Annotated in this window: 21 protein-coding genes and 1 tRNA gene; 16 read left to right on the top strand and 6 right to left on the bottom strand. The window is 40.8% G+C overall.

Annotation, left to right across the window (positions count from 1 at the left end; translation table 11 throughout):
* Window positions 1-10: 10 nt before the first annotated feature.
* The 3 genes from CAP51_RS07765 to cysS all read right to left on the bottom strand — a co-directional run bounded on the left by CAP51_RS07765 (window position 11) and on the right by cysS (window position 2,831).
* Complete coding sequence (locus tag CAP51_RS07765; RefSeq protein ID WP_087620179.1) at window positions 11-1,024, bottom strand: tyrosine-type recombinase/integrase; 1,014 nt, start codon at window positions 1,022-1,024, stop codon at window positions 11-13.
* Between the two features lie 214 nt (window positions 1,025-1,238).
* Window positions 1,239-1,314: transfer RNA gene (locus CAP51_RS07760), tRNA-Gly, on the bottom strand.
* Window positions 1,315-1,388: 74 nt separating this feature from the next.
* On the bottom strand, window positions 1,389-2,831 hold the full coding sequence (gene cysS / locus CAP51_RS07755; protein WP_087620178.1) for a cysteine--tRNA ligase: 1,443 nt from the start codon (window positions 2,829-2,831) through the stop codon (window positions 1,389-1,391).
* A gap of 248 nt (window positions 2,832-3,079) precedes the next feature.
* Between cysS and CAP51_RS07750 the strand changes: the two genes are divergently transcribed.
* Genes CAP51_RS07750 through lptB form a run of 5 tightly spaced genes read left to right on the top strand, consistent with a single transcriptional unit; the run spans window position 3,080 to window position 6,458 of the window.
* Window positions 3,080-4,063 (top strand): KpsF/GutQ family sugar-phosphate isomerase, encoded by a 984-nt coding sequence (locus CAP51_RS07750; protein ID WP_087620177.1) that lies wholly within the window; start codon window positions 3,080-3,082, stop codon window positions 4,061-4,063.
* A gap of 2 nt (window positions 4,064-4,065) precedes the next feature.
* Window positions 4,066-4,605, top strand: coding sequence for a KdsC family phosphatase (locus CAP51_RS07745; protein ID WP_087620176.1), 540 nt, complete (start codon window positions 4,066-4,068; stop codon window positions 4,603-4,605).
* A 29-nt stretch (window positions 4,606-4,634) separates the two neighbouring features.
* Complete coding sequence (lptC, locus tag CAP51_RS07740; RefSeq protein WP_087620175.1) at window positions 4,635-5,192, top strand: LPS export ABC transporter periplasmic protein LptC; 558 nt, start codon at window positions 4,635-4,637, stop codon at window positions 5,190-5,192.
* Entirely contained in the window at window positions 5,173-5,721 is a 549-nt protein-coding gene (lptA, locus tag CAP51_RS07735) for a lipopolysaccharide transport periplasmic protein LptA (protein ID WP_087620174.1), read from the top strand. The genes lptC and lptA overlap by 20 nt, the downstream gene beginning before the upstream one ends.
* Window positions 5,721-6,458, top strand: a complete 738-nt coding sequence (gene lptB, locus CAP51_RS07730; RefSeq protein ID WP_087620173.1) for an LPS export ABC transporter ATP-binding protein — start codon at window positions 5,721-5,723, stop codon at window positions 6,456-6,458. Before lptA ends, lptB begins: the two co-directional genes overlap by 1 nt.
* Window positions 6,459-6,558: 100 nt before the next feature.
* Here the strand turns inward: lptB and CAP51_RS07725 are convergent, their stop codons facing one another.
* Window positions 6,559-7,407, bottom strand: coding sequence for a DMT family transporter (locus tag CAP51_RS07725; RefSeq protein ID WP_087620172.1), 849 nt, complete (start codon window positions 7,405-7,407; stop codon window positions 6,559-6,561).
* A gap of 141 nt (window positions 7,408-7,548) precedes the next feature.
* Window positions 7,549-8,112, bottom strand: a complete 564-nt coding sequence (ahpC, locus tag CAP51_RS07720; protein ID WP_087620171.1) for an alkyl hydroperoxide reductase subunit C — start codon at window positions 8,110-8,112, stop codon at window positions 7,549-7,551.
* Between the two features lie 408 nt (window positions 8,113-8,520).
* Between ahpC and hrpA the strand changes: the two genes are divergently transcribed.
* From hrpA to CAP51_RS07705, 3 genes are all read left to right on the top strand, one after another.
* Window positions 8,521-12,402: an ATP-dependent RNA helicase HrpA gene (hrpA, locus tag CAP51_RS07715; RefSeq protein WP_087620432.1), complete on the top strand. Its 3,882-nt coding sequence runs from the start codon at window positions 8,521-8,523 to the stop codon at window positions 12,400-12,402.
* A 22-nt stretch (window positions 12,403-12,424) separates the two neighbouring features.
* The gene (locus CAP51_RS07710; RefSeq protein ID WP_087620170.1) at window positions 12,425-13,531 is read left to right on the top strand and encodes a beta-ketoacyl-ACP synthase III; all 1,107 of its coding nucleotides are present in this window, start codon (window positions 12,425-12,427) and stop codon (window positions 13,529-13,531) included.
* A gap of 329 nt (window positions 13,532-13,860) precedes the next feature.
* The gene (locus tag CAP51_RS07705) at window positions 13,861-14,964 is read left to right on the top strand and encodes a beta-ketoacyl-ACP synthase III (protein ID WP_087620169.1); all 1,104 of its coding nucleotides are present in this window, start codon (window positions 13,861-13,863) and stop codon (window positions 14,962-14,964) included.
* Between the two features lie 60 nt (window positions 14,965-15,024).
* Here the strand turns inward: CAP51_RS07705 and tal are convergent, their stop codons facing one another.
* Window positions 15,025-16,014, bottom strand: coding sequence for a transaldolase (gene tal / locus CAP51_RS07700; protein ID WP_087620168.1), 990 nt, complete (start codon window positions 16,012-16,014; stop codon window positions 15,025-15,027).
* A gap of 225 nt (window positions 16,015-16,239) precedes the next feature.
* On the opposite strand from tal, the gene CAP51_RS07695 reads away from it, so the two are divergent.
* The 8 genes from CAP51_RS07695 to CAP51_RS07660 all read left to right on the top strand — a co-directional run bounded on the left by CAP51_RS07695 (window position 16,240) and on the right by CAP51_RS07660 (window position 24,763).
* Window positions 16,240-17,553 (top strand): serine hydrolase domain-containing protein, encoded by a 1,314-nt coding sequence (locus CAP51_RS07695; RefSeq protein WP_087620167.1) that lies wholly within the window; start codon window positions 16,240-16,242, stop codon window positions 17,551-17,553.
* Between the two features lie 72 nt (window positions 17,554-17,625).
* Complete coding sequence (locus tag CAP51_RS07690; protein WP_087620166.1) at window positions 17,626-18,171, top strand: DUF3465 domain-containing protein; 546 nt, start codon at window positions 17,626-17,628, stop codon at window positions 18,169-18,171.
* 257 nt (window positions 18,172-18,428) lie between these two features.
* Window positions 18,429-19,424: an aliphatic sulfonate ABC transporter substrate-binding protein gene (locus CAP51_RS07685; RefSeq protein WP_087620165.1), complete on the top strand. Its 996-nt coding sequence runs from the start codon at window positions 18,429-18,431 to the stop codon at window positions 19,422-19,424.
* Window positions 19,425-19,514: 90 nt separating this feature from the next.
* Entirely contained in the window at window positions 19,515-20,411 is an 897-nt protein-coding gene (locus CAP51_RS07680; RefSeq protein WP_087620164.1) for a LysR family transcriptional regulator, read from the top strand.
* 99 nt (window positions 20,412-20,510) lie between these two features.
* A complete protein-coding gene (locus tag CAP51_RS07675; protein WP_087620163.1) occupies window positions 20,511-21,596 on the top strand; it encodes an LLM class flavin-dependent oxidoreductase in 1,086 nt (361 codons plus the stop codon).
* 16 nt (window positions 21,597-21,612) lie between these two features.
* On the top strand, window positions 21,613-22,602 hold the full coding sequence (locus CAP51_RS07670; protein WP_087620162.1) for an ABC transporter substrate-binding protein: 990 nt from the start codon (window positions 21,613-21,615) through the stop codon (window positions 22,600-22,602).
* Between the two features lie 5 nt (window positions 22,603-22,607).
* Complete coding sequence (locus tag CAP51_RS07665; protein WP_087620161.1) at window positions 22,608-23,174, top strand: cysteine dioxygenase family protein; 567 nt, start codon at window positions 22,608-22,610, stop codon at window positions 23,172-23,174.
* Window positions 23,171-24,763, top strand: coding sequence for a rhodanese homology domain-containing protein (locus CAP51_RS07660; protein WP_087620160.1), 1,593 nt, complete (start codon window positions 23,171-23,173; stop codon window positions 24,761-24,763). Before CAP51_RS07665 ends, CAP51_RS07660 begins: the two co-directional genes overlap by 4 nt.
* Window positions 24,764-24,873 lie beyond the last annotated feature (110 nt).

Raw genomic sequence — 24,873 nt, 5'->3', positions numbered from 1 at the left:
CTTCGCTTTTTTATGCCACTTCAAGCATCTTAGCAATTTCGGATGCAGTCGGGTTGTAGTAAGTATTTACTAAAATGCTAATCGTTTTATGGCCTGTGATTTTAGCCAGAATTTCAACGGGCAATTTATATTGATGAACAAAGCGAGTGATTGCCTCATGCCTTGTATCATGAAAGTGAATTGTCCTAGCTAAACCTACTCGCCTTAAATTGCGTTCCCACAATAATCTAAATGAGTTATAACTATGAGGCACCATTCGAGTATCGCTCACATCACTCGGCAGTAAGGCAATAAGCTCTTTAGCGCGTGCGGTAAGCGGTACATCTCTTGATGTGCCGTTTTTCGTTTCTTTGAGTTTTACAAAGTCAGCAAAGATATGCTCATTATGGATACTTAAAATTTCAGATTTACGCATTGCTGTTTCAAGTGCGAAAAGAAAAGCCCATGCTACATAATGCCTAGGTTGTGTAGGAATTTTACCCCATTCATAGTCTAAACCTTTTAAAATTTTCAGCTCATCTTCTGTTGAAATACGTTGATTTCTTGCTGGCGGGGCGGGTGGTTTGGAAATTTCTTTGAATGGATTTTCTTTGGTTAGAAATAATTCTTTTCGTGCATGATCGAATACAGAACTATACAATCCCATCTGGCGAATAACGGTACCAGGCTTTACAGTCTTAAGACGCTTATCACGCCATTGTTTTACTTTGACTGGTGTTAGATCATGGATAGAATCATCAGCAATTGGCCCCCATGTTTTTCTCAAGGATTTTAATTGCTGTGCAATAAACTTTGCACTTTTCATTGTCTTACCAACTTCATTATAGTATTGGTCAAGTAATGAATGGAAAGATATGTGGATCTTTGGCTTTTCCTCAGATTGAGGAGAAGATTGTAATTCAAGAAGTTTTTTTGCGGCCCATTGCTCACATTCTTGTGCGGTATCACGAGTGGCTGTATGGCGTTGGCCATTGTAGCGGACAGTAATACGCCAGGCATTGCCGCGCTTGACAGGTTTTTGCATGTAAATACACTCCAAATTTCATGGTGTCACAACGGCACCAAAATTTGAAAAAGTACAAAAGACCTTAACTTTTTTGGTGTCGCGCGGAAATATAAAGCGTTTTTTAATGCGAAATTTGATTATTTTGAGTAATCAAAGCTGACCTATCGACAATAAAAAAAAAGCCAAAAGATTATTAAAACCTTTCAGCTTATTGATTTTAAAGAGTAAATCTTGGAGCGGGAAACGAGACTCGAACTCGCGACCCCAACCTTGGCAAGGTTGTGCTCTACCAACTGAGCTATTCCCGCTTTGTGCTGCGTATTATAATTAACTCTGTTCAAGCGTCAATATATTTTTACACAGTGATCAATCGGTTGTCGAATTAATCAGCACGTCGCCATGTGGTTCCTTGTCGACTGTCTTCTAAAACCACATTTTTATCGAGTAATGCCTGACGAATTGCATCGGCTTGGGCAAAATCTTTGGCTTTTTTGGCATCGGCTCGTGCCTGAATCTGTGCTTCAATCTCAGCTTCAGAGAGTTCAAGTGCCTGTTGTCCAACATCAGATTTCAGGAATTCCTCCACATCATGTTGCACAATGCCCAAAATATTGCTTAGCTTTTGCAGTACTGCATATGCTTGTGCCGCAGTTTGCCATTCATTGGCTTTTAAAGCACGATTTACTTCGCGACTCAATTCAAATAGAGTTGATAAGGCTTCGGGTGTATTAAAATCATCAGACATGGCCTTAACAAAATTTTGATAGGCATCGCTTTGTTTGATGGCATCTTCTTTGATCGAAACCAGAATCTGTTTGACTTCATCACTATTTTGGATGCCTTTCGCTGTTTGATAAAAGCGGGTCAGGGCATTTTTGGCTTCTTTTAAGGCATGATCCGAAAAGTTAATAGGACTGCGATAATGTGATGCCATGATAAAGAAACGAATCACTTCTGGATGAAACTTTTGCATCACATCACGAATGGTAAAAAAGTTGCCTAAAGATTTAGACATTTTCTCACCATCAACATTGACGAAGCCTACATGCATCCAGTAGTTAACATATTTTTCACCAGTTGCACCTTCACTTTGTGCAATTTCATTTTCATGATGAGGGAAGATCAAATCTCCACCACCGCCATGAATATCAAAATGATTGCCAAGGCAGCAGGTAGACATCGCAGAACATTCAATATGCCAGCCCGGACGACCATTGCCCCAAGGGGATTGCCATGAGGGTTCGGAGGGTTTGGCAGCTTTCCAGAGCACAAAATCAAACGGGTGTTTTTTCTCAACTTCTACATCAACACGTTCACTTGCACCGGCTTGCATATCTTCCAGATGACGCCCCGATAGACGGCCATAATCTTTAAATTTTTCTACTTCATAATAAACATCACCATTTGGTGCAGGGTAGGCGATACCATGCTGGATCAATTCATCAATCATATGCTGCATTTGCGGGATATAGTCTGTGGCACGCGGTGCTTCATCGGGATCAAGACAACCCAGCGCATGTGCGTCTTCATTCATTGCTGTGATAAAACGATCAGTAAGCTGTTGAATGGTTTCGTGGTTTTCATTGGCGCGATTGATGATTTTGTCATCAATGTCGGTGATATTCCGCACATATTTGACATGCCAGCCCTGACTACGTAGAAAGCGAATAATGTAATCAAATGCCACCATCACACGGGCATGACCTATGTGACAATAATCGTAAACCGTCATCCCGCAGACATATAGATCGATATGGCCTGCTTTTAAAGGCTGGAATTCAACTTTTTGACGTTTTTCAGAATTGTAAAGGACAAATGAATGCATTGCGAATAGATAGCGTATATAAAGAAATGGAAATCATAACTGATAAATCAAATTACACAACCATTTGTATGATTTTTATCATACAAATACAGTTCAGTCATATTTATATACGGGCTTATGCTACAATTTGCGAAATAAAATGATGATGGTATGTTGGCATTTTACAACTTTATATCGACTGCATGATATTTCGTTGAATGCCAGCTATCTAGAAGTCTTATCGTTATTTAAGGATTAAAAGTTTGACCATGCCAACCGAAAAGCAACCTGTCAATTTCATTGAAAGTGCATTGGAAACTTTGCTCATTGAACAAAATGCTCTAAAAATCCTTTCCACACAAATTGATGATCGATTTAGTCAGGCATGTGAAATTATACTGCAATGCAAAGGTCGTGTTGTGGTAACAGGTATGGGAAAATCAGGACATATTGGGCGTAAAATTGCTGCTACATTTGCCTCCACGGGCACACCTTCCTTTTTTATGCATCCAGGTGAAGCAGGGCATGGCGATTTGGGTATGCTGGTTCGAGGCGATGTCCTCATTGCGATTTCAAATTCGGGTAAAAGTGATGAAATCATGATGTTGATGCCATTGGTCAAGCATTTGGGTGTCCCACTGATTACCATGAGTGCCGATGATTCCGGACCAATGCCAAAAAATGCGGATGTTGCATTAACATTGGGACATTTACAGGAAGCCTGTCCATTGGGGCTTGCTCCGACTTCAAGTACCACCGCAACATTGGCTTTGGGTGATGCACTGGCGATCGCATTACTGGAAGCAAGAGGTTTTACCGCAGATGATTTTGCCCGTTCTCATCCGGCAGGCGCATTAGGTAAACGCCTATTATTGCATGTAGAGCACATAATGCATCAGGCAGAAGAATTACCGAAAGTCTTTCCTGATACACCATTAAATGAAGTGTTATATGAAATTACGGATAAGCGTCTAGGCATGACCACGGTGGTAGATCATGAAAATACCTTATTGGGTATCTTCACCGATGGCGATTTACGTCGACTGCTGGACAAGGAACAACAATTTAATGTACATACGCCTGTTTCGGCAGTGATGACCAAAAATCCTTCTACAATAAAAGCTGGAATGCGGGCAGTCGAAGCTTTACAATCGCTGCGTGATAAAAAAATCAATCAATTTGTGGTGGTTGATGATGAAAATAAAGTCATTGGTGTGATCAGTATGCATGACTTAATTAGTGCGGGAGTATAACGATGTCATCTTATCTTTTATTGGAAAAAGCTCGTCATATGCAGGCTTTGGTTCTGGATGTAGATGGCATTTTAAGTGATGGTTTTGTGACCTTGACCAATCATGGTGATGAAATCAAATCTTTTGATATTCGTGACGGTTTAGGCATGAAGCTAGTCCAGCAAATTGGCATGAAGGTCATTATTATTACCGGACGCAAAAGTCAGATTGTTGAAAAACGCATGACGGATTTAGGTGTGGATTTGGTTTTTCAGGGCCGTGAAGATAAAGGTCTAGCCTTGCGTGAAGCCTGTGCGCAGCTTGGATTGCTCGCGGAAGATTGTCTTTATATGGGTGATGACTGGCCGGATTTATCGGCATTTGCCATAGCTGGGATGAAAGTTACTGTACCGAATGGCCATGTTGAAGTACGCCGCCGTGCCGATTTGGTGACACAGGCATATGGTGGACGTGGTGCTGTACGTGAAGTATGTGACATGTTGTTACATGCAAAAAATGTTTACGATCAGGTGCTTGATAAATTCCTTGCCGCCCCACATTAATGATTGATAGATTCTGCGAGTGCTTATAGATGGATACCCGACTGCTTTACACGATTGCACTGGTTATTGTGACCGTAGTCGGTGGCTTTTACTATTACAGTGGTAAAAGTAAAAAGCTTGAAACCGCAGGCAGTCAGAACCTAAATTCTACTGCGGACAATATTCAGGTGGTTCAAACCAATGAACACGGGCAACTATATGCCAAAGCCAGTGCCAAACATATGACGCAATGGATGCAAACAGGTCGCGCCGAGATTGAGCAAATACAGGGTATGCTGTATGAAGCAGGTCTGCCAAGCGCGACATTTCATGCGGATAAAAGTATTGCCACCAATGATTATGCCAATATCGAAATGCTCGGTAATGTGACCATTTCACGTTTGGCTGCGGATAACAATCCAAGTGTGATCTTTAAAACAGATCGCTTACTTGGTTTAACAAAAAACAATACCATTGAAACTGATCGTCCAGTACAGGTGACCAGTCCCCAAGCACAATTTACTAGTCAGGGATTAAAAGCCAATTTAAGCACTGGTCAATATGAATTATTTGCACTTCGAGGTAAGTATGCACCATCTTCTCCCTAATGCTGTAAGTAAATGGGTTTTGTCTTTCTTAACAGTAGGAAGCTGTGCCTTACTTCTGGCAAATGTTGCCTATGCGATTCCAAGTGATCGTAATCAACCGATTACCCTAGAAGCCGACAAAGCAACCTTTAACGAAAAAACCGGTATCACCACCTATACTGGAAATGTGGTGATTCAGCAAGGTACATTAAAATTTCAAGCCAGTTCAATTGTGGCAAATTTAAACTCCAGTAATAAAATTCAGTTAATTACTGCACAGGGTTCACCTGCCAAATTCCAGCAACAAATGGACACTAAAGGTGGCATTGCAAAAGGTGAAGGTCGCAATATCAAATATAATGCAGAAACTGGAATTATCACATTATCTGGTAACGCATTCCTCTCACAAAATGGTGCAACCTTTAAAGGTGAAAACCTGACGTATAGCATGAATAAGGGAGATATCGAGGCCAATGGTGGTAATAACGGACGTATCCAGATTGTGATTCCACCATCAGCCCAGCAAAGTTTTTCAGGGGTAAGAAATTAATGGCAGAACATGTGCAAACTCTATGTATTGAACACCTTGCCAAGAACTACAATAAACGCTGGGTGGTAAAAGATGTCTCCTTTGCCATTCATAGTGGGCAGATTGTTGGTTTGCTAGGACCAAATGGTGCGGGAAAGACCACAAGCTTTTATATGGTGGTAGGTTTGGTCCGTATGGATAAAGGCTCGATTCATCTGGATAAATTGGATCTATCCCATCTTTCCATGCATGAACGTGCGCGTAAGGGAATCGGTTATTTGCCGCAGGAAGCCTCGATTTTTCGTAAATTGACCATTGGCGAAAATATTCTGGCGATTCTGGAAACACGCAAGGATTTAAATAAGCAACAGCGCTTACAACGTCTTGATGAATTACTTGCCGATTTTAAAATCACTCATATCCGTGATTCATTGGGGATGAGTGTCTCCGGTGGAGAGCGTCGTCGTGCCGAGATTGCCCGTGCGCTGGCTGCCGATCCTAAGTTTATGTTGCTCGATGAACCATTTGCAGGGGTCGATCCGATTTCTGTCAGTGACATCAAAGATATTATTCGTACCTTAAAAGATCGCGGTATTGGTGTATTAATCACCGATCATAATGTACGGGAAACTTTGGCGATTTGTGAGAAAGCTTATATTGTGTCGGAAGGCAGCGTGATTGCAGAAGGTACCCCTGATGAAATCCTTGCCAATGATACCGTGCGCAAAGTTTATCTAGGTGATGATTTTAAAGTATAAGTTTTAAGGTATAAGCTTTAAAGTATAAAGTTAAGGGTTTAGTTTCTAAAATATTAAAAATCAATGTTTGAAAGTATGTTTTAACCTATCAATGTATGGGTTAAAGCATACTTTGCATCAAACAATATACCGCAAGTATTGCACAAAGACCGCCTAAGATTTTTCCTGTCGTCATTTTTTCCTTAAAGATCAGGATTGCTGCGACGACGCCAAACAACACCACGAGAATATTCATGCCAGCAAAGACAATTGCTGGGCTATCTTTGAGTTGCTGATGTGCTTGTAGATAAAAATAAATATTGGAAAAATTCAGTACACCAAGCCCTAATCCAGCAAAAATACTTGCACTGTGCCATTGAACAGACTTGAATAAATTCACTGCAAACATGACCAGTGCCGCACAACAGAAAATTGCGGTTAGGGTGCTACTAAATTGTAGTCCCAGACTTGAGGTATATTTGAATAATAAATCAATCATTGCATAGCCAATCCATACAGCAAGAATATATTGCCATGCGCCGGATTGTTTTTTTGCTTGTGCACCTGATTTACCCATTAACATGAGGAGTACAGCAATGATTCCCAGTGCAATACCAGCAATTTTTAACAGGCTAAAATGTTCCTGATAAATCATTGCAGAGATCAAAATGGTTAATACCACGGAAATACGCTGTGCGATTTCAGTTTTGATTAAACCTGCATGCTGCAAGGCACGATCCAGACACCAGAAAATACTGGGTAATAATATGCCCAGTAATATAATTAACCACCATGAGCTATGCAGATTAAAATGGCTAAAGTCTGGTTTTAAATAGATAAAGGCAAGTAAACTAGCACTCACGTAATTAAAAGCAAGAATTTGTAAAATGTTAAATTGATACTTTTTATAGATTTTTAGCGTAACCGAAACTGAAACACTAAACAATGCAGCAATAATAAGCAATAACATGATAATCCGGCTTTAGATCATTTTTGCGTTATGATAATTCAATTACATCATGCGTCAAAGTAAATAAAAGACCAAATGACGCATATAAAAAAAGAGCATCACTTGGATGCTCTTTTTATTCTATTTAAAAGAATCTAAAACTTAGATTTTACCAACTAAGTCGATAGATGGTGCAAGAGTTGAGTCACCTTCTTTCCATTTTGCTGGGCAAACTTCGCCTGGGTGAGCAGCAACGTATTGTGCAGCTTTCACTTTACGAAGAAGTTCTAATGCATCACGGCCAATACCACCGGCATTGATTTCAACGATTTGGATTTTACCTTCTGGATCAATTACGAAAGTACCACGATCTGCAAGACCATCAGCTTCGATTAATACGTCAAAGTTTTTAGATAAAGTCCAAGTTGGATCGCCGACTAAAGGATATTGAACTTTTTTGATGGCATCAGAAGTGTCGTGCCAAGCTTTGTGAGTGAAGTGAGTATCTGTAGATACACCGTAAATTTCAACACCTAATTTTTTGAATTCTTCGTAGTTGTCAGCCAAGTCTTCAAGCTCAGTTGGACAAACGAATGTAAAGTCAGCTGGATAGAAAAATACAACAGACCATTTGCCTTTCAGATCAGCTTCTGTTACTTCAACAAATTGACCATTGTGGTAGGCTTGTGCTTTAAATGGTTTTACTTCGGTATTAATTAAGCTCATTTCGTATCTCCATTAATGAGTGAATGAATGTTTAACTTTCGGAATTAAGAATAGTGTAAATTCTTTAATTGGTAAAACAGTATTTTTATATACAAATAATCGGAAAATTTGATCGACATCGAACATATCAAAAGGATCATGAGTTTTAATACACACTATCCTCATCACATGACAATTTAATGATCAAAACCACTTAAATTTGTACATCAAGGAGTGTAACAGTACATTAAGGTGAAAAGAAAAAATTCAAGGCGACACCAAAAATATTTCTGTGACAATGTGTAACTTGATGGCGATAAAAGAAAATATTTTAGAATATGCTGGAAAAGGAGTAGAATACTCTGCTTTATTTATTTTGAGTGGGAAGACAGTTTGACAACAACCGATTTTGATATACAAGATTTAGTCATGGCCAAAGATCGTCATCGCTTGTATCGGTTAAAAAAAGGCAAACAGCAGGATGAGCATAAATATCAGCAGTTGTTGGCCCAGTCTAAACGACATGTCGCCGCGCGTCTGCAACATTTTCCACAGATCAAATTAAATCAAGACTTACCCGTTACCCAATATGCCGACAAACTGGTCGCAGCCATTCAAAAGCATCAGGTGATTATTGTTGCCGGGGAAACTGGTTCGGGGAAAACCACACAGTTGCCCCAGATTGCCATGCTGGCTGGACGTGGGTTGACTGGTTTAATCGGCCATACTCAGCCACGTCGACTTGCAGCGCGCAGTGTGTCACAACGGATTGCAGAGGAACTGGGCGAACCGCTGGGTAAAAGCATCAGTTTTAAAGTACGTTTTAATGAACAGGGCAATCAGGATTCGATTGTCCGTTTAATGACAGATGGGATTTTGCTGGCAGAGCTGGGACATGACCGCTTTCTCACCAAATATGACACCATTATTATTGATGAAGCGCATGAACGTTCACTAAATATTGATTTTATTCTGGGTTATATCAAGAATATTTTGCCCAAGCGCCCAGATTTGAAAGTGATCGTGACTTCGGCAACGCTGGATGTCAATCGCTTTAGTCAATATTTTCATGATGCCCCGATTTTTGAAGTTGAAGGGCGTAGTTTTCCGGTTGAAGTGCGTTATCGTCCAATTTCGGAAATGACCGTTGGTGGCAGTGATGATGATGCCTTTGATGATTTTGAGGAAAACTTACCACGTGCTGTAGTGCAGGCTGTTGAAGAATGCTTTGCTGATGCCGAAGCAAAAGGTCATCCGGAATATGCTGATATTCTGATCTTTGCCAGTACCGAACAAGAAATTCGGGAGTTGCAGGAAACTCTGCAAAAATATGGCCCACGCCATACCGAGATTCTACCGTTATATGCCCGTTTAGCGTTATCTGAGCAACAAAAAATCTTTAATCCCGGTGGTAAGGGACGGCGTATTATTATTGCCACCAACGTGGCGGAAACGGCTTTAACTGTGCCCAATATTCGCTATGTGATTGACAGTGGTTTTGCTCGTATTTCCCGTTATAGCTATCGATCACGGGTTCAGCGGTTACCCATTGAAGCGATTTCACAGGCTGCTGCCAATCAGCGTAAGGGTCGTTGTGGGCGTATTGCGGCAGGTGTTTGTATCCGCTTGTACAGTGAAGAAGATTTTTTAAGTCGACCAGAATTTACCGAACCTGAAATTAAGCGTACTAATCTGGCATCGGTTATTTTGCAGATGCAAAGTCTGGGTTTAGGTAGTCTGGAAAATTTTGATTTTATCGAACCGCCGGATCATCGACTGGTCAATGATGGTCGTAAACTATTGATCGAACTCGGAGCTTTGGGTTTAAATCATTCGGATTCCTCCGCTGAGAAAAAACCGTTATCTTCTGCCAAAAAAGAAAATAGGGGAGATGCCTTAACCAAAATCGGACAAATGATGGCAAAAATGCCGATTGATCCGAGATTGTCGCGTATGTTGGTGGGCGGTGCGCATTTTGGCGTATTACAGGAAACCTTGATTATTGTCAGTGCTTTGGCTGTGCAAGATCCACGGGAACGTCCGGCAGACAAGCAAATGCAGGCAGATCAGAAACATGCACTGTTTAAAGAAGCAGATTCTGATTTTCTATTTTATGTGAAGTTATGGCAAACCATGATGTCACTCAAGCATGAACAGCAAATGAGTGAAAATCAGCGTCGCCAATTTGCCCGACAGCATTTTTTAAGCTGGTTGCGTTTGCGCGAATGGCGACAAACCTATCAGCAATTGTTGGAAATGACACAACAACTGGGCATGAGTTTAAATGAAAAATCTGCCAGTTATGAGAATTTACATCGTGCCTTGTTAACCGGTTTATTGTCTTTTGTGGCGCAAAAAACCGATGAACGCAATGTTTTTCAGGCTGTGCGTCAGCAAAAAGCCAAGGTATTTCCTGCCAGTACTTTGCATAAGACCAATACGCCTTGGGTGATGGCCTTTGAAATGGTGGAAACTTCGCAAGTGTATTTGCGTACACTGGCGAAGATTGAACCGGAATGGATTCTGCTGGCAGCACGGGATTTGTTGAAATACCATTATTTTGAGCCACATTGGTCGAAAAAAGCCGGAATCGTCAATGCCTATGCGCAAATTTCCCTATTTGGTTTAATTATTCAGCCCAAGCAACTGGTCAATTTTGAAAAAGTGGATCGGGAAGCCGCCCACGAGATCTTTTTGCGGGATGCACTGGTGACGGGAAATCTAGGTATTACGCCACCTTTTTTACAGCATAATCTACTTAAGCTCAAAGAAATTGAACGGGTTGAAGATAAGCTACGTCGTCGTGATTTGATTGTCGATGAAGAAACACTGTATCAATTCTATGCCGAGCGTATTCCCAAAGAGATTGCATCACGTCGTAGTTTAGAAGATTGGCGGGCAACGATTGAACCTGGCAATCCACGGTTTTTATATTTTAATGAACAGGATTTATGGTTGAGTGATCGGCCAACTACAGCACAGTTTCCGGACTATTTAAAAAATGGTCAGCTTAAACTGGCGGTCAAATATCATTTTGATCCGAGTCACGACGACGACGGTGCGGTGGTCACTGTACCGGTACAGGCATTATCACAGATTGATGCAAATCAATGGTCGTGGGGAATTGCAGGCTGGCGATTGGATTTAATTGAAGCTTTGTTAAAGAATTTGCCTAAAGAAAAACGTCGCCTAGTGGTACCGATTCCCGATACTGCCAGAAAGATTGAGCAGCAACTTAGCTTACCGGATCAGCAAAAACATATAGTTGATTTACTTGCATTTATGTTACGTGGTGAGGGCATTCAGGCTAGAGATTTTAGTTTCGAGCATATTCCTGCCTATTTATTGCCACTGATTAAAGTCGTGGATGAGCGTCATCACCTGATTGATCAGGGGCGGAATTTAGAGGAATTACAGGCCCGTTGCCGTGTGCAGACTCAGCGACCAGTTAAGCAGTTGAAAGGTGAGTTCACAGAATTTCCTGCCGATTTTGTATTTGAGTCATCACAAAAAGTATCTGGCGTGGTGGTACAAAATTATCAGGCACTCAGTCCTGTTACTGCTTTCGTTGATTTGGATGTTAATACCAAAACTGGCGTGGTGATTCAGCGTTTTCATGATCTCCAACAGGCAATGCTTCAGCAGCGTGAAGGTGTGATTCAACTGGTATATCTGCAACTGGGGGATTTAATCCGTCAATTGAAAAAGCAGATTTCAAAACCACTGGCACTGGCATTTTCACCTTTAGGGGAAAAGCAACAACTGGAAAAGATTCTGATTTATGCCACCTTGCAAGTCACCTTGCAAACCATAGCGACCAGCAAAGATCAGTTTGAGCAAATTTTACTGGATGCCAAACAACGCTTTTTAAGTGTTGGGCAACAGGTGTTGGCTGTAATTACAGATATTTTTAAATTATGGCAAAATATCCGTCAATTATTGTTAGGTATTGATCTTGATGTATTTGAACGAAGTATCAATGATATTGAAGATCAGTTAGACTTAATGCGTTTAAGTGAATTTGCTTATCAGGTGCCAAGCGAAATCTGGTTAGAATATCCACGTTATTTGAAAGCGTTACAGGTGCGACTGGAACGTTTGCCGAATAATCTGAAACGTGATCAGGACGCAATTGATGTGGTTGATCCATGGATGGATAAATTATTTAATTCTCCAAGAACAAAAACACATCAAATTTATCCCATGGTGGAAGAGTTACGTATTTCTTTATTTGCACAACCAATGAAAACCCGATTTGCAATTTCACCTGCACGATTGCAAAAAGCCTGGGCGCAGTTGGATGTCCGTTAAACTGAGTAAGAAGGAGTTGTACATGAGCATTCGTATTACAGGGACAGGCGTTTATACCCCGCCAGAAACAATCTCGAATGAGGAATTGGTTGCCAGCTTGAATGCTTATGTAGAACGCTACAATCAAGATCATGCCGAAGCAATTGAACGTGGTGAAATTGAAGCATTGCGCGGATCGACAGCAGAATTTATCGAAAAAGCTTCCGGGATTAAATCACGTCATGTGGTGGAAAAATCGGGTATTTTAGATATTAATCGTTTGCGTCCGAATTTGCGTGAACGTGGTAATGATGAAATTTCATTACAAGCAGAAATGGGTGTCGCTGCGGCAAAGATTGCCATGCAAAAAGCAGGGGTTACTGCTGAAGATATTGATGTGGTGATTTTATCCTGCTCGAATATGCAGCGTGCCTATCCTGCGGTCGCCATTGAAATTCAAACTGCGCTTGGTATTCAAGGCTATGCCTATGATATGAACGTTGCTTGTTCGGCAGCTACGTTTGGTTTAAAGCAGGCACATGATGCGATTAAATGTGGTGCCCGACGTGTGCTTTTGGTCAATTCTGAAATCACTTCGGCACATAATGATTTTGGTACACGTGATAGCCATTTTATTTTCGGTGATGTGGCAACGGCTTCGATCATTGAAGATACAACAGCAAAAGCGGGTTTTGAAATTGTAGATTGCCAGTTGATTACCCAGTTCTCTAATAGTATTCGCAATAATTTTGGCTTTTTAAATGCCAGTGAAAATGCGACGCATGGACTGTTGTTTAAACAAGATGGTCGTAAAGTCTTTAAGGAAGTTTCGCCCTTGGTGGCAAAAACCATTAAAGAACAATTAACCCGTTTAAATATTGATATTCATGCGCCAAAACGCTTTTGGTTACATCAGGCCAATGCCAATATGAATGCACTGATTCTTAAACTTATTCTGGGTAAAGATATTGCACCGGAACGTGCACCGATTGTACTGGATGAATATGCCAATACCTCATCGGCTGGCGTGATTATTGTGCTGGATAAAACAGGACATGAGCTTGATGATGGTGAATACGGTGTACTTTGTTCTTTTGGTGCCGGTTATTCTCTTGGCTCAATTATCCTGAAAAAAGTTGCTGCGGCATAATTTTATGAATTGAAACAAAGCGGAAATTGTGAAATTTTCGCTTTATTATTTTTACTTAATGAATGATATCGCCAATATGAGCCTCATATTTTAGAGCATCAAAAAAAATAATAAGCAGTGCAGGAATGCCATAAATAACCATAATCATGAAAACTTTGCAGCTTAATGACACGATTTTGATGAATTTGGTGGAAAAAACGTGATTAGAACAAATATTTTCCAGAATTAAAACCGTAGCACAAACTTGTACGATAACAGATACTTTAGGTCATCAACGCTTGGCAGTAAATGTGGCAAAATGTTTCGGTCTATAAAACAAGGAATTTTGCATGAGTATTCGCATTACAGGTACAGGCGTATATGCCCCATCTGATAGCATCAGCAACGAAGAACTGGTGGCGAGTCTTAATGCATATGTGGCGCGCTATAATCAGCAGCACGAGGCTGCCATTGCCGCAGGTGAGCTAGAAGCACTGCGTCCATCGACAGCCGAGTTTATCGAAAAAGCTTCAGGCATTAAATCCCGGTACGTGGTGGAAAAAACAGGTATTCTGGATATTGATCGTATGATGCCAAACTTGCGTGAACGTGAGAATGATGAAATTTCACTGCAAGCAGAAATGGGTGTTGAAGCTGCAAAAATTGCCATGCAAAAAGCAAATGTTACGGCTGATGATATTGATGTGGTGATTTTATCCAGCTTATGTATTCAGCGTGCTTATCCTGCGGTTGCCATTGAAATTCAACATGCACTTGGCATTAAAGGCTATGCTTTTGACATGAATGTGGCTTGTTCTGCCGCCACTTTCGGCTTGAAACAAGCGTATGATGCGATTAATTCCGGTGCTAGACGGGTGTTATTGGTCAATGTAGAAATCATGTCAGGGCAGATTGATTATACTTCACGGGACAGCCATTTTATTTTTGGTGATGTAGCAACGGCCTCAATTATTGAAGAGACAACAGAAAAAGCAGGTTTTGAAATTGTGGATTGCTATCTGGAAACTCAATTTTCCAATAATATCCGTAATAATTTTGGTTTTTTAAATGCCAGTGAAAATGCGATACGTAATGATCGTATTTTTAGACAGGATGGCCGTAAAGTATTTAAAGAAGTCTGTCCAATGGCTGCACAAACCATTAAGAATCAATTACAAAAATTGAATATTGATGTGCATCTACCCAAACGTTTCTGGTTGCATCAAGCCAATGCCAATATGAATGCGCTGATTTTAAAACTCTTGCTAGGTAAAGATGCTACACCAGAACTTGCACCGAATGTATTGGAGAATTATGCCAATACCTCATCTGCCGGTGTGATTATTGCCATGGATCAAACTTGGCATGAGGTTGAACAAGGTGAATATGCAGTATTGTGTTCCTTTGGGGCAGGCTATTCGATTGGTTCGATTGTGGTAAAAAAAGTCGATTAATTCATCAGAATAAGCGTTTATGTACGTCACATAAACGCTTGTGTGTTTTTAACTGTTTAATCAGTCATCAATATTGGCAATACCAAAGCTGCTACGCAACAGGGTTGCCAGTTGTTCCCGGGCTTTAATAAAGCCATCAATACCACTTTGCAATAATTGGAATGCCATCAGATCATTTTCCAGTTGCGCTTTAAATGAAGCTTCATTTAACGGCTCAAGGGTAATTTTCTCAGCCTCCAATGCCTGTGCGACAGAAAGTTGTGGCTGAACTTGATCAGATTGTGCAGACAACTGTTCTAATAAGGCAGGTGCAATGGTCAGTAAATCACAACCAGTCAGTGCCAGTACTTGTGCTGTGCTACGGAAACTGGCACCCATGACTTGGGTTTTAATCTCATTTTGCTTGTAATACTGGAAAATTTTCTTAACCGACAGTACACCCGGATCTTGTTCGATTGGATAGCTGTCTTTATTTTCCGCTTTTTTGTACCAGTCCAGAATACGGCCCACAAAAGGCGAGATTAACGTAACCCGGGCATCAGCACAGGCTTGTGCTTGCGCTAAGCCAAACAATAAAGTTAAGTTACAGTGAATGCCTTCACTTTCCAGTTGTCTTGCTGCCTGAATCCCCTCCCAGGTTGAAGCGATTTTAATCAATACGCGATTGGTATCAATACCAAAACGCTGATATAGATTAATCAGGTCATAGGCTTTTTGTACCGTAGCTTCAGTATCGTATGATAGGCTGGCATCGACTTCGGTAGAAACTCGCCCATCGATATATTTCAGGATTTCCACACCAAATTTGACGGTTAGAATATCAATGCTACGTTCAATCAGCGCATCACCTTCATAGTTTTCTGCACGTGCCAGCTCAAATGCATCTTCAATCAAGCTACGATTTTGCGATTGATTTGCAGCTGCGGTGATCAGTGAAGGGTTGGTGGTGGCATCAATCGGACGAAACTTTTGTACAGCATCAAGATCACTGCTATCGACAACGATGGTGGTATAGTGTTGCAATTGTTCAAGGTTATTGGCGTTGCTCATGACTTATTCAAATTAATAGTTAATCTTCGTCACTATGTATAACATATTTTTAAAATATTAAAGTAGCACATTGACGATTTATTCGGCAGTTATATGCTTTGCTTTTTTAAAAATTATTATAAAGTTCTTTATTTCTATTAATAACTATTAGACAATATGGATTGTCAAGATTGGAGGATTCAATCTTAAAGACAAAAACAGGTATTAAAATAATAAGGACAGAGGATGAAAATTTTTTCAAGTAATACGCTGGATATTCCCAAAGATTTACAGCCGATTACCGATGCTCGACGAGAACATCCAGCCGAAGCTGGCGGGATGAGTGAGCAACAATTACAACGGATCATAACGGCAGTAGAGGATTTATACCGTACCGGGAATCATCCGCAAATTTCTTTTTGTTTACGGCGGCAAGGCAAAATTCTGATTAATCGCAGTATTGGTTATGCTCGCGGTAACTTTGCTGATGCGTCTTTACAACAAGATATCACCACACAACAAATTGCTGCAAAAACCACCACACCGATTTGTTTATTTTCGGCCTCTAAACTGATTACGGCAATGCTGGTTCATATATTGGATGAGGCAGGGGAGATAAATCTGCTGGATCCAATTAGTTATTATATTCCAGAGTATGCACAGCGTGGTAAACGCTATACCACGATTTTTCATTTACTGTCTCATCGAGGTGGGATTCCACGGCTGGAAGGCAAAGTAGATCCCGAGATTTTATTTGATCAGGAAGAAATTTTAAAACGGCTTTATGCTGCAAAACCGATGTCTGCTTCGGGATCGAAACTGGCATATCATGCATTGACTGCTGGTTATATTCTTGGTGAGATTATCGAGCGTGTGACTCAAAAAAATTTGAAGGACTATTTGCAGGAAAAAATTGCCAGCCCGATGGAGATGCGTTGTTTTAATTATGGGGTTGCACCTGAGTTTCGAGATGAGGTCGCGCTGAACTACGTGACGGGATTTTATTCCAGATTTGGTACAGACCAATATCTGAGTCATGTTCTGGGGGCAGATTTAAAAACAGCCGTGCAAGTGACCAATGATCCAAGATTTATGGACAGTATCAGTCCTGCGGCAAATATATATACCAGTGCCGAGGAAATTTGCCGCTTTTTTGAGATGCTGTTAAATGGTGGTGAATATCAGGGACATAGAATCATGACGTCGGAAACCGTATTTCGGGCAACCTTGCCAACCTCCGGCATTAAGCTTGATCACTCCTTGCTGGTGCCGATGCGTTATGCACTTGGACCGATGCTTGGGAATAATCCGGTAGGATTATATGGCCCAATGACTGGTCAGGCTTTTGGACATCTTGGATTTTCCAATAATATTTGTTGGGCCGATCCACAACGTGACATTAGTGTCGCCTTGCTAAGTACCGGAAAATCTGTGGTCGGAACACATTTACCTGCATTGATGAAGCTGTTATATCAGATCTCTACTCAATGTCCAAAAGTTGAGCGAAGTAAACGACGTGCGATTTTTGGAACAGATCCTAAGCAAACTGAAATCATTTAATGGCGTTTATTTTGCTACAATTAAAACCTGATGGCCTGTGATCAGGTTTTAACATAGATGAGATGACGTGATATGGCTGGAAAGAAAAAAAGTATCAATGCTGGGGTAATTGTTGCCATTATCGTGGCCATTGTATTGGGTACCAATATTTTTAGTCGTGATCAAAATCATAGCGGATCGGCACCCACAACGGCAGAACAAAACTCACATCATCAATTGCAAGATCAGATTGTTGCGGGTGACAAGCAACAGTTTGAGCAAAATCAATCTTCCTCATTACTTGCGGGTGATGCCAAAATTCAGCAGGCCTTTCTAGATCGGCGCAGTGATGTTCAGGTGGAAGGTGTGGGTGTGGTTAAAACAGTTTTAGCTGATGATCAACAGGGTTCTCGTCACCAGCGTTTTATTCTGGAACTTGGAAATGGCATGACGGTTTTGGTGGCACACAATATTGATTTATCACCACGCCTAGAAAAGCTAAGCAAAGGTGATACTGTCCAGTTCTTTGGGGAATATGAATATAATACTCAAGGTGGTGTGATTCACTGGACGCACCGTGATCCACAAGGTCGCCACATTGATGGCTGGTTAAAGTATAAGGGGAATATTTATCAATAGAAAGATTTGTTAAAGCATCACAACATGGAAAGGAGGCTGCAATTTTATTATTTTGACTGAATTTTTTGGTTTATATATCTATTTGTGATATTAGTTTATATATAAGATTTATTATATTAATTTAGTCTTTTGTTATACCGTGATTGTCCTACACCTTCCTTTTGAGATGAAATTTATATAGAGATTGAATCTGGTTCGATGTCTTGCCTTGAGTATGGCTAAATTTCTCTCATCGATATTGTCATAGGATATAGATCATGGCTAAAAAATTGTTGTTATGGTTCAGTGTATTGATGGGCATTATTCTCTTGGCTGCCTGCACTAAATCACCTGAGTCCAGTGCTCAACAACAAAATGAAAAAACCGCGACCTCGCAACAGGTTGTGCGTATTGGTTATCAAAAATCTTCGACCTTATTAACCCTGCTTAAGCAAAGTGGTGAACTGGATCAGCAACTGGCAAAACAGGGATATAAAGTCAGTTGGCATGAATTTACCAGTGGTTTACCTTTACTGGAAGCACTGAATGTCGGAAATATTGATGTGTCTGCCGATGTGGCGGATACTGTACCAGTTTTTGCACAGGCAGCTGATGCACAGATTACCTACTATGCCAAAGAAGCGGCATCACCTACTGCTCAGGCGATCCTCATTCCTGCCAATTCACAGATTAAGACACTGGCAGATTTAAAAGGCAAAAAAATTGCGGTGACCAAAGCTGCGGGTAGTCATTATTTATTAATTGAAGCATTGAATAAAGCTGGATTAAGCCTAAAGGATATTACGCCATCATGGCTGACACCGGCAGATGGTCGTGCAGCATTTGAGCATGGCAGCGTTGCCGCATGGGTAACTTGGGAGCCGTATGTATCTAGTGGTCAAATTCAACAACATGCCAAAATTTTAACCACAGGTGAAGGTCTGGCAAGCTATAAACGTTATTATCTGGCGTCAAGCAGTTTTACCGAACAACATCCTGAAGTGATTGAACAAATTATTGCTGCATTAAAAGCCAAAGCAGAATGGGTAAAAAATTCTCCTGAGGATGCAGCAAAAATTCTGGCACCACTTTGGGGAAATTTACCTTTGGATGTGGTACAGCAAGCCAATGCACACCGTTCTTATCAGGTTGAAGCGGTAACCGCAGAAGATTTGCTGGATCAGCAAAAAATTGCAGATGCATTCTTTAAGGAAGGTTTATTGCCTAAAAATATTGATGCAAAAAGCTCTCAAATTTTCCATACACAGCCTTAAATAAATATCTTTTTTTACAATCATCAGCATGGCTGGTGATTGTGATCAAAACAGATTAAAATTTTGATATAGAGCATTTGAACACATATTATGAAGCTAGAAGATATAGAAGCCTTTGTTACCTTTGTCGATTTGCAAAATACCAGTCTGGCCGCTAAAAAGTTAAATATCTCCCAACCTGCAATCACCAAACGGATTCAAAATTTGGAGCAGGATGTTGGTTTGATTTTGTTTGATCGAACCTCCCGTCCTTTAAAGCTGACGCAAAATGGAATCGCTGTTTATGAACAATGCCAGCAGATCAATCAGCAGATTCGTCAGTTTAATCACCTATTGATGGCATTAAAAACCGAGCAAAATAGCATTCGTATCGGGATTGCGACCAGTATTGCAGACATCAGCTTAAATCACATTATGGCCTATAAAAACCAGCATTATCCCCAGCTAAAATTTGAAATATCAACGGGATGGAGTACAGATTTAGTCGAATTATTTGCACAAAATAAATTGGATATTGTGATTTTAACCACCACAGATATTCCCGGAATTCAGCAAGATCAACATTTGCATAGTATTGCAAAATTAAATATCGTGCCTGTGATTACGCAAAAATTAAAGAAAACAGCATTGCAGACCTTACAGGACTGTCAGCGCTTAGGTTGGATTTTAAATCACGAAGGCTGTGGTTATCGTGCCTACCTTGGCAAAATTCTTGCGGAGCATCAACTGTCACCGAATATAAAAGTTGAAATTACTGGCTCAAAAAGCCATATGGAACTGATTGCACAAGGCCATGGTATTGGTCTGATGCCCAGACAATTACTCGAATATAGTGAATATGCCCACCAATTGGTGGCGTTGGATATGGAAGGTTTTCCATTTGACAGCTTGCTCTATGCCAAAGTACAACAACATGCTGATGCAGCATGCCATCAAATATTGGAAGATATCTCACAACAACTCAGAGGAATATTAGGATTGGTTTAGTATTCCCATTTTTGATATTAGGTTATATTTAATATTTATTTTTAATATAAATGCTGTCGTTTTATCCTATGCTCAAGTTAAATTCCAATAGGTTAAACCATGGCAATTCAAATTTTAGGGATGATTGGACACCGTGAAGTGTCAGAAATTATTCCTGCAACCACAACATTTGATAAAGATTATATTGCAAAATTTGCACAGGCGCATGAAGCAGCGGGCTTTGATCGTATTCTGGTGGGGTATTGGTCTGATCAACCAGATGGTTTTTTGATTACGGCATATGCCGCAGCGCATACCCAAAAAATTAAATTCCTGTTAGCCCATCGTCCCGGATTTGTATCTCCTACGGTGGCTGCACGTAAATTGGCGACATTAGATCATTTAACTGATGGCCGTTTGGCTGTACACATTATTTCTGGTGCTAGCGATACAGATCAGCAAAAAGATGGTGATTTTTTAAATAAACAGCAGCGTTATGCGCGAACTGATGAATTTTTGGATATTGTGCAAAATACTTGGTATGCCCAGACACCTTTTAATTATCAGGGTGAATATTATCAAGTCGTCGATGCGTATTCCGAAATTAAACCACTGCAAGCGCATTTACCCATTTATTTTGGTGGTTCTTCTGAAGAAGCATTAAAAATTGCTGCAAAACATGCCGATGTCTATGCGCTATGGGGTGAACCTCTTGCTGGTGCTAAAGAGCATATTGAAAAACTGGCCCCGTTATTGGCCGAACAGCAGCGTCAATTGCAATATAACATTTCCTTCCGCCCGATTATTGCTGATAGTGAAAAACAGGCTTGGGAAAAGGCACAGGATATTTATCAAAAAACCAAACAACAGCTTGAGCAAACAGGCACACAGGGGATTCACTTTAAACATCCCGGTGTTGGTGGACAACGCTTACTTGAAGCTGCACAACATGGCGAGGTACTGGACCGTAATTTATGGACTGGTATCGTATCACTGGTAAAAGGAAACTATAACTCAACTGCATTGGTGGGAACGCCTGAGCAAGTGGCGGAATCCATTGCCGATTATTATAAATTGGGTATTGAAAATGTGCTGATTCGTGGTTTTGATCCACTTGAAGATGCAAAAGATTATGGCAAGGAACTGATTCCTTTAATTCGTGAAAAAACTGCTGCTGTTGATCAGGCACAACAAAAAATTGCCTAATTGAGGATAGATGAAAATGACAAAAAAGAAATTGGCATTATTTACTGCGCTACTCAGTACATTGACTTTGCTGGGTTGTAATAAGCAAGAGGCTGCAAAAAATGTAGATTCTTCACAGGCATCTCTAGCAAAATCTGAAGTCGTACTAAAAATTGGTGACCAAAAAGGTAATATGCGTGCGCAGCTTGAAGCATCAGGGGCGTTAAAAGGCGTCGATTATAAAATTAACTGGTATGAGTTTCCAGCCGCAGCACCTGTCGCAGAAGCCTTAAAAGTAGAAGGTATTGATATTGGTTATCTGGGTGATGCACCATTTTTATTTGCCAATGCCAATGGTGGAACTGCTAAGGCAATTGCAGTCTATAAAACAGACCCTTACCCAACAGCTATTTTGGTTCCAGAAAATAGTCCGATTAAATCTGCCAAGGATTTAAAAGGCAAAAGTCTGACCATGAATAAAGGTTCAATCAGTCATCTTTTAACTTTAAAAGTTTTAGAACAGCAAGGATTAAAACCTGAAGATGTGACTTTTAAATTTTTGCCGCCCGCTGATGGAAAACTTGCAGTTGAGAATGGTTCCGTTGATGCCTGGGTAGTTTGGGATCCCTATACAGCATATGCCGAGTTAAAAGATCATTACCGCATTGTTGCCAATGGTCGTGGTTTATATTCCGGTTATATCTTTCTGGCCGGAACACAAAAAGCACTGGAAGATCAGCAAAAACGGGTTGCGATTCAGGATTTCATTTATCGCTTAAAAGCATCACAAATCTGGACCAATGAGCATGCAGAAGAATTTGGTAAGGAATATGCCAAAATTGTCGGTTTACCAGAAGACGTAGGAATTCTTGCTTTTAAACGCAGAAATTCAAGCTGGGATCCAATTGATGCCGATGTAATTAAAACCTCGCAGGAAACCGCAGACTTTTATACCAAGTACCAATTGATCAATAAACAGTTTGATGTCAGCAATTCATTTGATCAAGGCTTTAAGGTGACCAAGTAAATCCGATGACAGATTTAATCGAACAATTGCATCCTCTAACTGCAAAAATTGAACAAGGTTTGGCACAGGGAATTCAGGGAGAACAGTTAATTAGATCCTTTATTCCCGAGTTCAAGACTTTATTAAGCCAAAAAGACTGGTTGCCGCAACAATTCCGGCAGGAACATCCGCAGCATTATCAGCAATATTTATTGTACCTCGATCCGCAGTCACGATTTTCGATTGTGAGTTTTGTCTGGGGACCCAATCAAACCACCCCGATTCACAATCATGAAGTTTGGGGTGTCGTGGGCGTGTTACAGGGTGCGGAAATTTCACAGCGTTATCAACGTGAACATGATCGCTTAATCCCAGTGGACCCAGCGGATGTGTTAAATGAAACCGATATTGATTTTTTCACCCCGGAACAGGGTGATATTCATCAGGTCAGTAATGCATTTCAGGATCGGGTTTCGATCAGTATTCATATTTATGGCGCAGATATTGGTCAAGTCAAACGCTTTAGTTTTGATGCCGAAGGCCGTGCCAAACCGTTTATTTCAGGCTATTCAAATCAGGAATTTAAATCATGACAGTTGCTACTCAAAATTATCAGGATATTCGTCAAAAGCTGATTGATGGTCAGGAAATTGCTATCGTTGACGTACGTGAAGAAGATCTCTATGCTCAGGGACATCCATTATTTGCGGTCAATATTTCTTTTTCACGGCTGGAAATTGAAGTTTTGAATCGTATTCCGCGGCTGGATACCGATATTGTGATTTATGACAATGGCGAAGGTTTGGCACATCAGACCATCGAAAAACTACAACAGTTGGGTTATCAGCAATTGTCCTTACTAGAAGGTGATTTAAACGCTTGGCAGGCAGCTGGCGGAGAATTATTTATTGATGTTAATTCTGCCAGTAAAGCATTTGGCGAGTGGGTTGAACATTTTAAACATACCCCTTCTTTGAGCGCTCAGGAAGTCAAACAGCTCATTGATCAGAATGATAATATTGTGATTCTGGATGCCCGTCGCTATGACGAATACCAAACCATGAGTATTCCACAGGGCGTAAGTGTTCCCGGAGCAGAACTGGTGTTGCGTGCACAGGATATTGTCAAAGATTCGGAAACCAAAATTATTGTCAATTGTGCCGGACGGACACGTAGTTTGATTGGCACTCAGTCTTTAATTAATGCCCGAATTCCACATCAGGTCTATGCTTTGCGAAATGGTACCATTGGCTGGACGCTTGCAGGGCAGACATTGGCAACTCAGCAAGCCGCACAATATAAAGATTTTAGCGGGCAAAACGACCGGCAAAGTATTTTAGACAATGCGAAAGATCTGGCACAACGTGCCGGTGTAAAAACTATTGATCTGGCACAGTTGACACAATTGCGTGCTGAAACCGAGCGTACTACTTATGTTTTTGATGTACGTTCCGAAGAGGAATATATTACGGCACATATACCGGATAGTCGCTGGATTGCCGGTGGGCAACTGGTGCAGGAAACCGATCATTATGCCAGTGTACGTGGTGCCAGAATCGTGTTACTCGATGATGCATTAGTACGGGCATATATGACAGGGTCGTGGCTGGCACAGATGAATTGGGAGGTCTATGTACTGGAAGATGATTATGCAACAATCCTGACCGAGCAGGGTGCATGGCAGGCCAAAGTTCCAGCCAATCATATTGAGCATGCTATTTCGGTTACAGAACTGGCCGAATGGATTGCACAGCAGCAGGATGTAACAATTCTGGATTTCACCACCAGTGCCAATTATAAAAAAGGGCATATTCCAACGGCAAAATGGGCATTGCGTAAAGACATTGATGCGCTCTTTCAAAATGGGAAAATTGCCACCGATCAACCCATTGTTGTGACCTGTGGCACCAGCTTATTGGCACAATATGCTGTGAGCCAGATTGAAAAATGGACACAACAACCGGTGTATGTGTTGCAAGGTGGTAATGCTGCATGGAAAGCACAGGGCAATGCAGTGGATACAGAAAATCATGTGTTGTTATCGGAACAAATTGATCGCTATAAACGTCCATATGAAGGTACAGATAATTCCGAACAGGCGATGAATGCTTATCTTGAATGGGAATATGGATTAGTTGATCAACTCAAGGCAGATAATACGCATGGATTTTTTGTAATTTAAGGGTATTTTTAACTTAAAGATAATTCTAGTTTAGAAACCATCTTGGATCGAAGGTGGTTTTTTTATGGATCACACATATACAGATAAATCATGAAAAAACCGAATTGCGA

Origin of the sequence: Acinetobacter populi, assembly GCF_002174125.1 — a bacterium.
GTDB lineage: Bacteria > Pseudomonadota > Gammaproteobacteria > Pseudomonadales > Moraxellaceae > Acinetobacter > Acinetobacter populi.
This window is presented reverse-complemented; position numbering and strand designations above follow the sequence as displayed.

Excerpts from the sequence above, each read along its gene's own strand:
- CAP51_RS07765 (WP_087620179.1), bottom strand. The coding sequence starts at position 1,024 with ATGCAAAAACCTGTCAAGCGCGGCAATGCCTGGCGTATTACTGTCCGC.
- cysS (WP_087620178.1), bottom strand. The coding sequence starts at position 2,831 with ATGCATTCATTTGTCCTTTACAATTCTGAAAAACGTCAAAAAGTTGAA.
- CAP51_RS07750 (WP_087620177.1), top strand. The coding sequence starts at position 3,080 with ATGCCAACCGAAAAGCAACCTGTCAATTTCATTGAAAGTGCATTGGAA.
- CAP51_RS07745 (WP_087620176.1), top strand. The coding sequence starts at position 4,066 with ATGTCATCTTATCTTTTATTGGAAAAAGCTCGTCATATGCAGGCTTTG.
- lptC (WP_087620175.1), top strand. The coding sequence starts at position 4,635 with ATGGATACCCGACTGCTTTACACGATTGCACTGGTTATTGTGACCGTA.
- lptA (WP_087620174.1), top strand. The coding sequence starts at position 5,173 with ATGCACCATCTTCTCCCTAATGCTGTAAGTAAATGGGTTTTGTCTTTC.
- lptB (WP_087620173.1), top strand. The coding sequence starts at position 5,721 with ATGGCAGAACATGTGCAAACTCTATGTATTGAACACCTTGCCAAGAAC.
- CAP51_RS07725 (WP_087620172.1), bottom strand. The coding sequence starts at position 7,407 with ATGTTATTGCTTATTATTGCTGCATTGTTTAGTGTTTCAGTTTCGGTT.
- ahpC (WP_087620171.1), bottom strand. The coding sequence starts at position 8,112 with ATGAGCTTAATTAATACCGAAGTAAAACCATTTAAAGCACAAGCCTAC.
- hrpA (WP_087620432.1), top strand. The coding sequence starts at position 8,521 with ATGGCCAAAGATCGTCATCGCTTGTATCGGTTAAAAAAAGGCAAACAG.
- CAP51_RS07710 (WP_087620170.1), top strand. The coding sequence starts at position 12,425 with ATGAGCATTCGTATTACAGGGACAGGCGTTTATACCCCGCCAGAAACA.
- CAP51_RS07705 (WP_087620169.1), top strand. The coding sequence starts at position 13,861 with ATGAGTATTCGCATTACAGGTACAGGCGTATATGCCCCATCTGATAGC.
- tal (WP_087620168.1), bottom strand. The coding sequence starts at position 16,014 with ATGAGCAACGCCAATAACCTTGAACAATTGCAACACTATACCACCATC.
- CAP51_RS07695 (WP_087620167.1), top strand. The coding sequence starts at position 16,240 with ATGAAAATTTTTTCAAGTAATACGCTGGATATTCCCAAAGATTTACAG.
- CAP51_RS07690 (WP_087620166.1), top strand. The coding sequence starts at position 17,626 with ATGGCTGGAAAGAAAAAAAGTATCAATGCTGGGGTAATTGTTGCCATT.
- CAP51_RS07685 (WP_087620165.1), top strand. The coding sequence starts at position 18,429 with ATGGCTAAAAAATTGTTGTTATGGTTCAGTGTATTGATGGGCATTATT.
- CAP51_RS07680 (WP_087620164.1), top strand. The coding sequence starts at position 19,515 with ATGAAGCTAGAAGATATAGAAGCCTTTGTTACCTTTGTCGATTTGCAA.
- CAP51_RS07675 (WP_087620163.1), top strand. The coding sequence starts at position 20,511 with ATGGCAATTCAAATTTTAGGGATGATTGGACACCGTGAAGTGTCAGAA.
- CAP51_RS07670 (WP_087620162.1), top strand. The coding sequence starts at position 21,613 with ATGACAAAAAAGAAATTGGCATTATTTACTGCGCTACTCAGTACATTG.
- CAP51_RS07665 (WP_087620161.1), top strand. The coding sequence starts at position 22,608 with ATGACAGATTTAATCGAACAATTGCATCCTCTAACTGCAAAAATTGAA.
- CAP51_RS07660 (WP_087620160.1), top strand. The coding sequence starts at position 23,171 with ATGACAGTTGCTACTCAAAATTATCAGGATATTCGTCAAAAGCTGATT.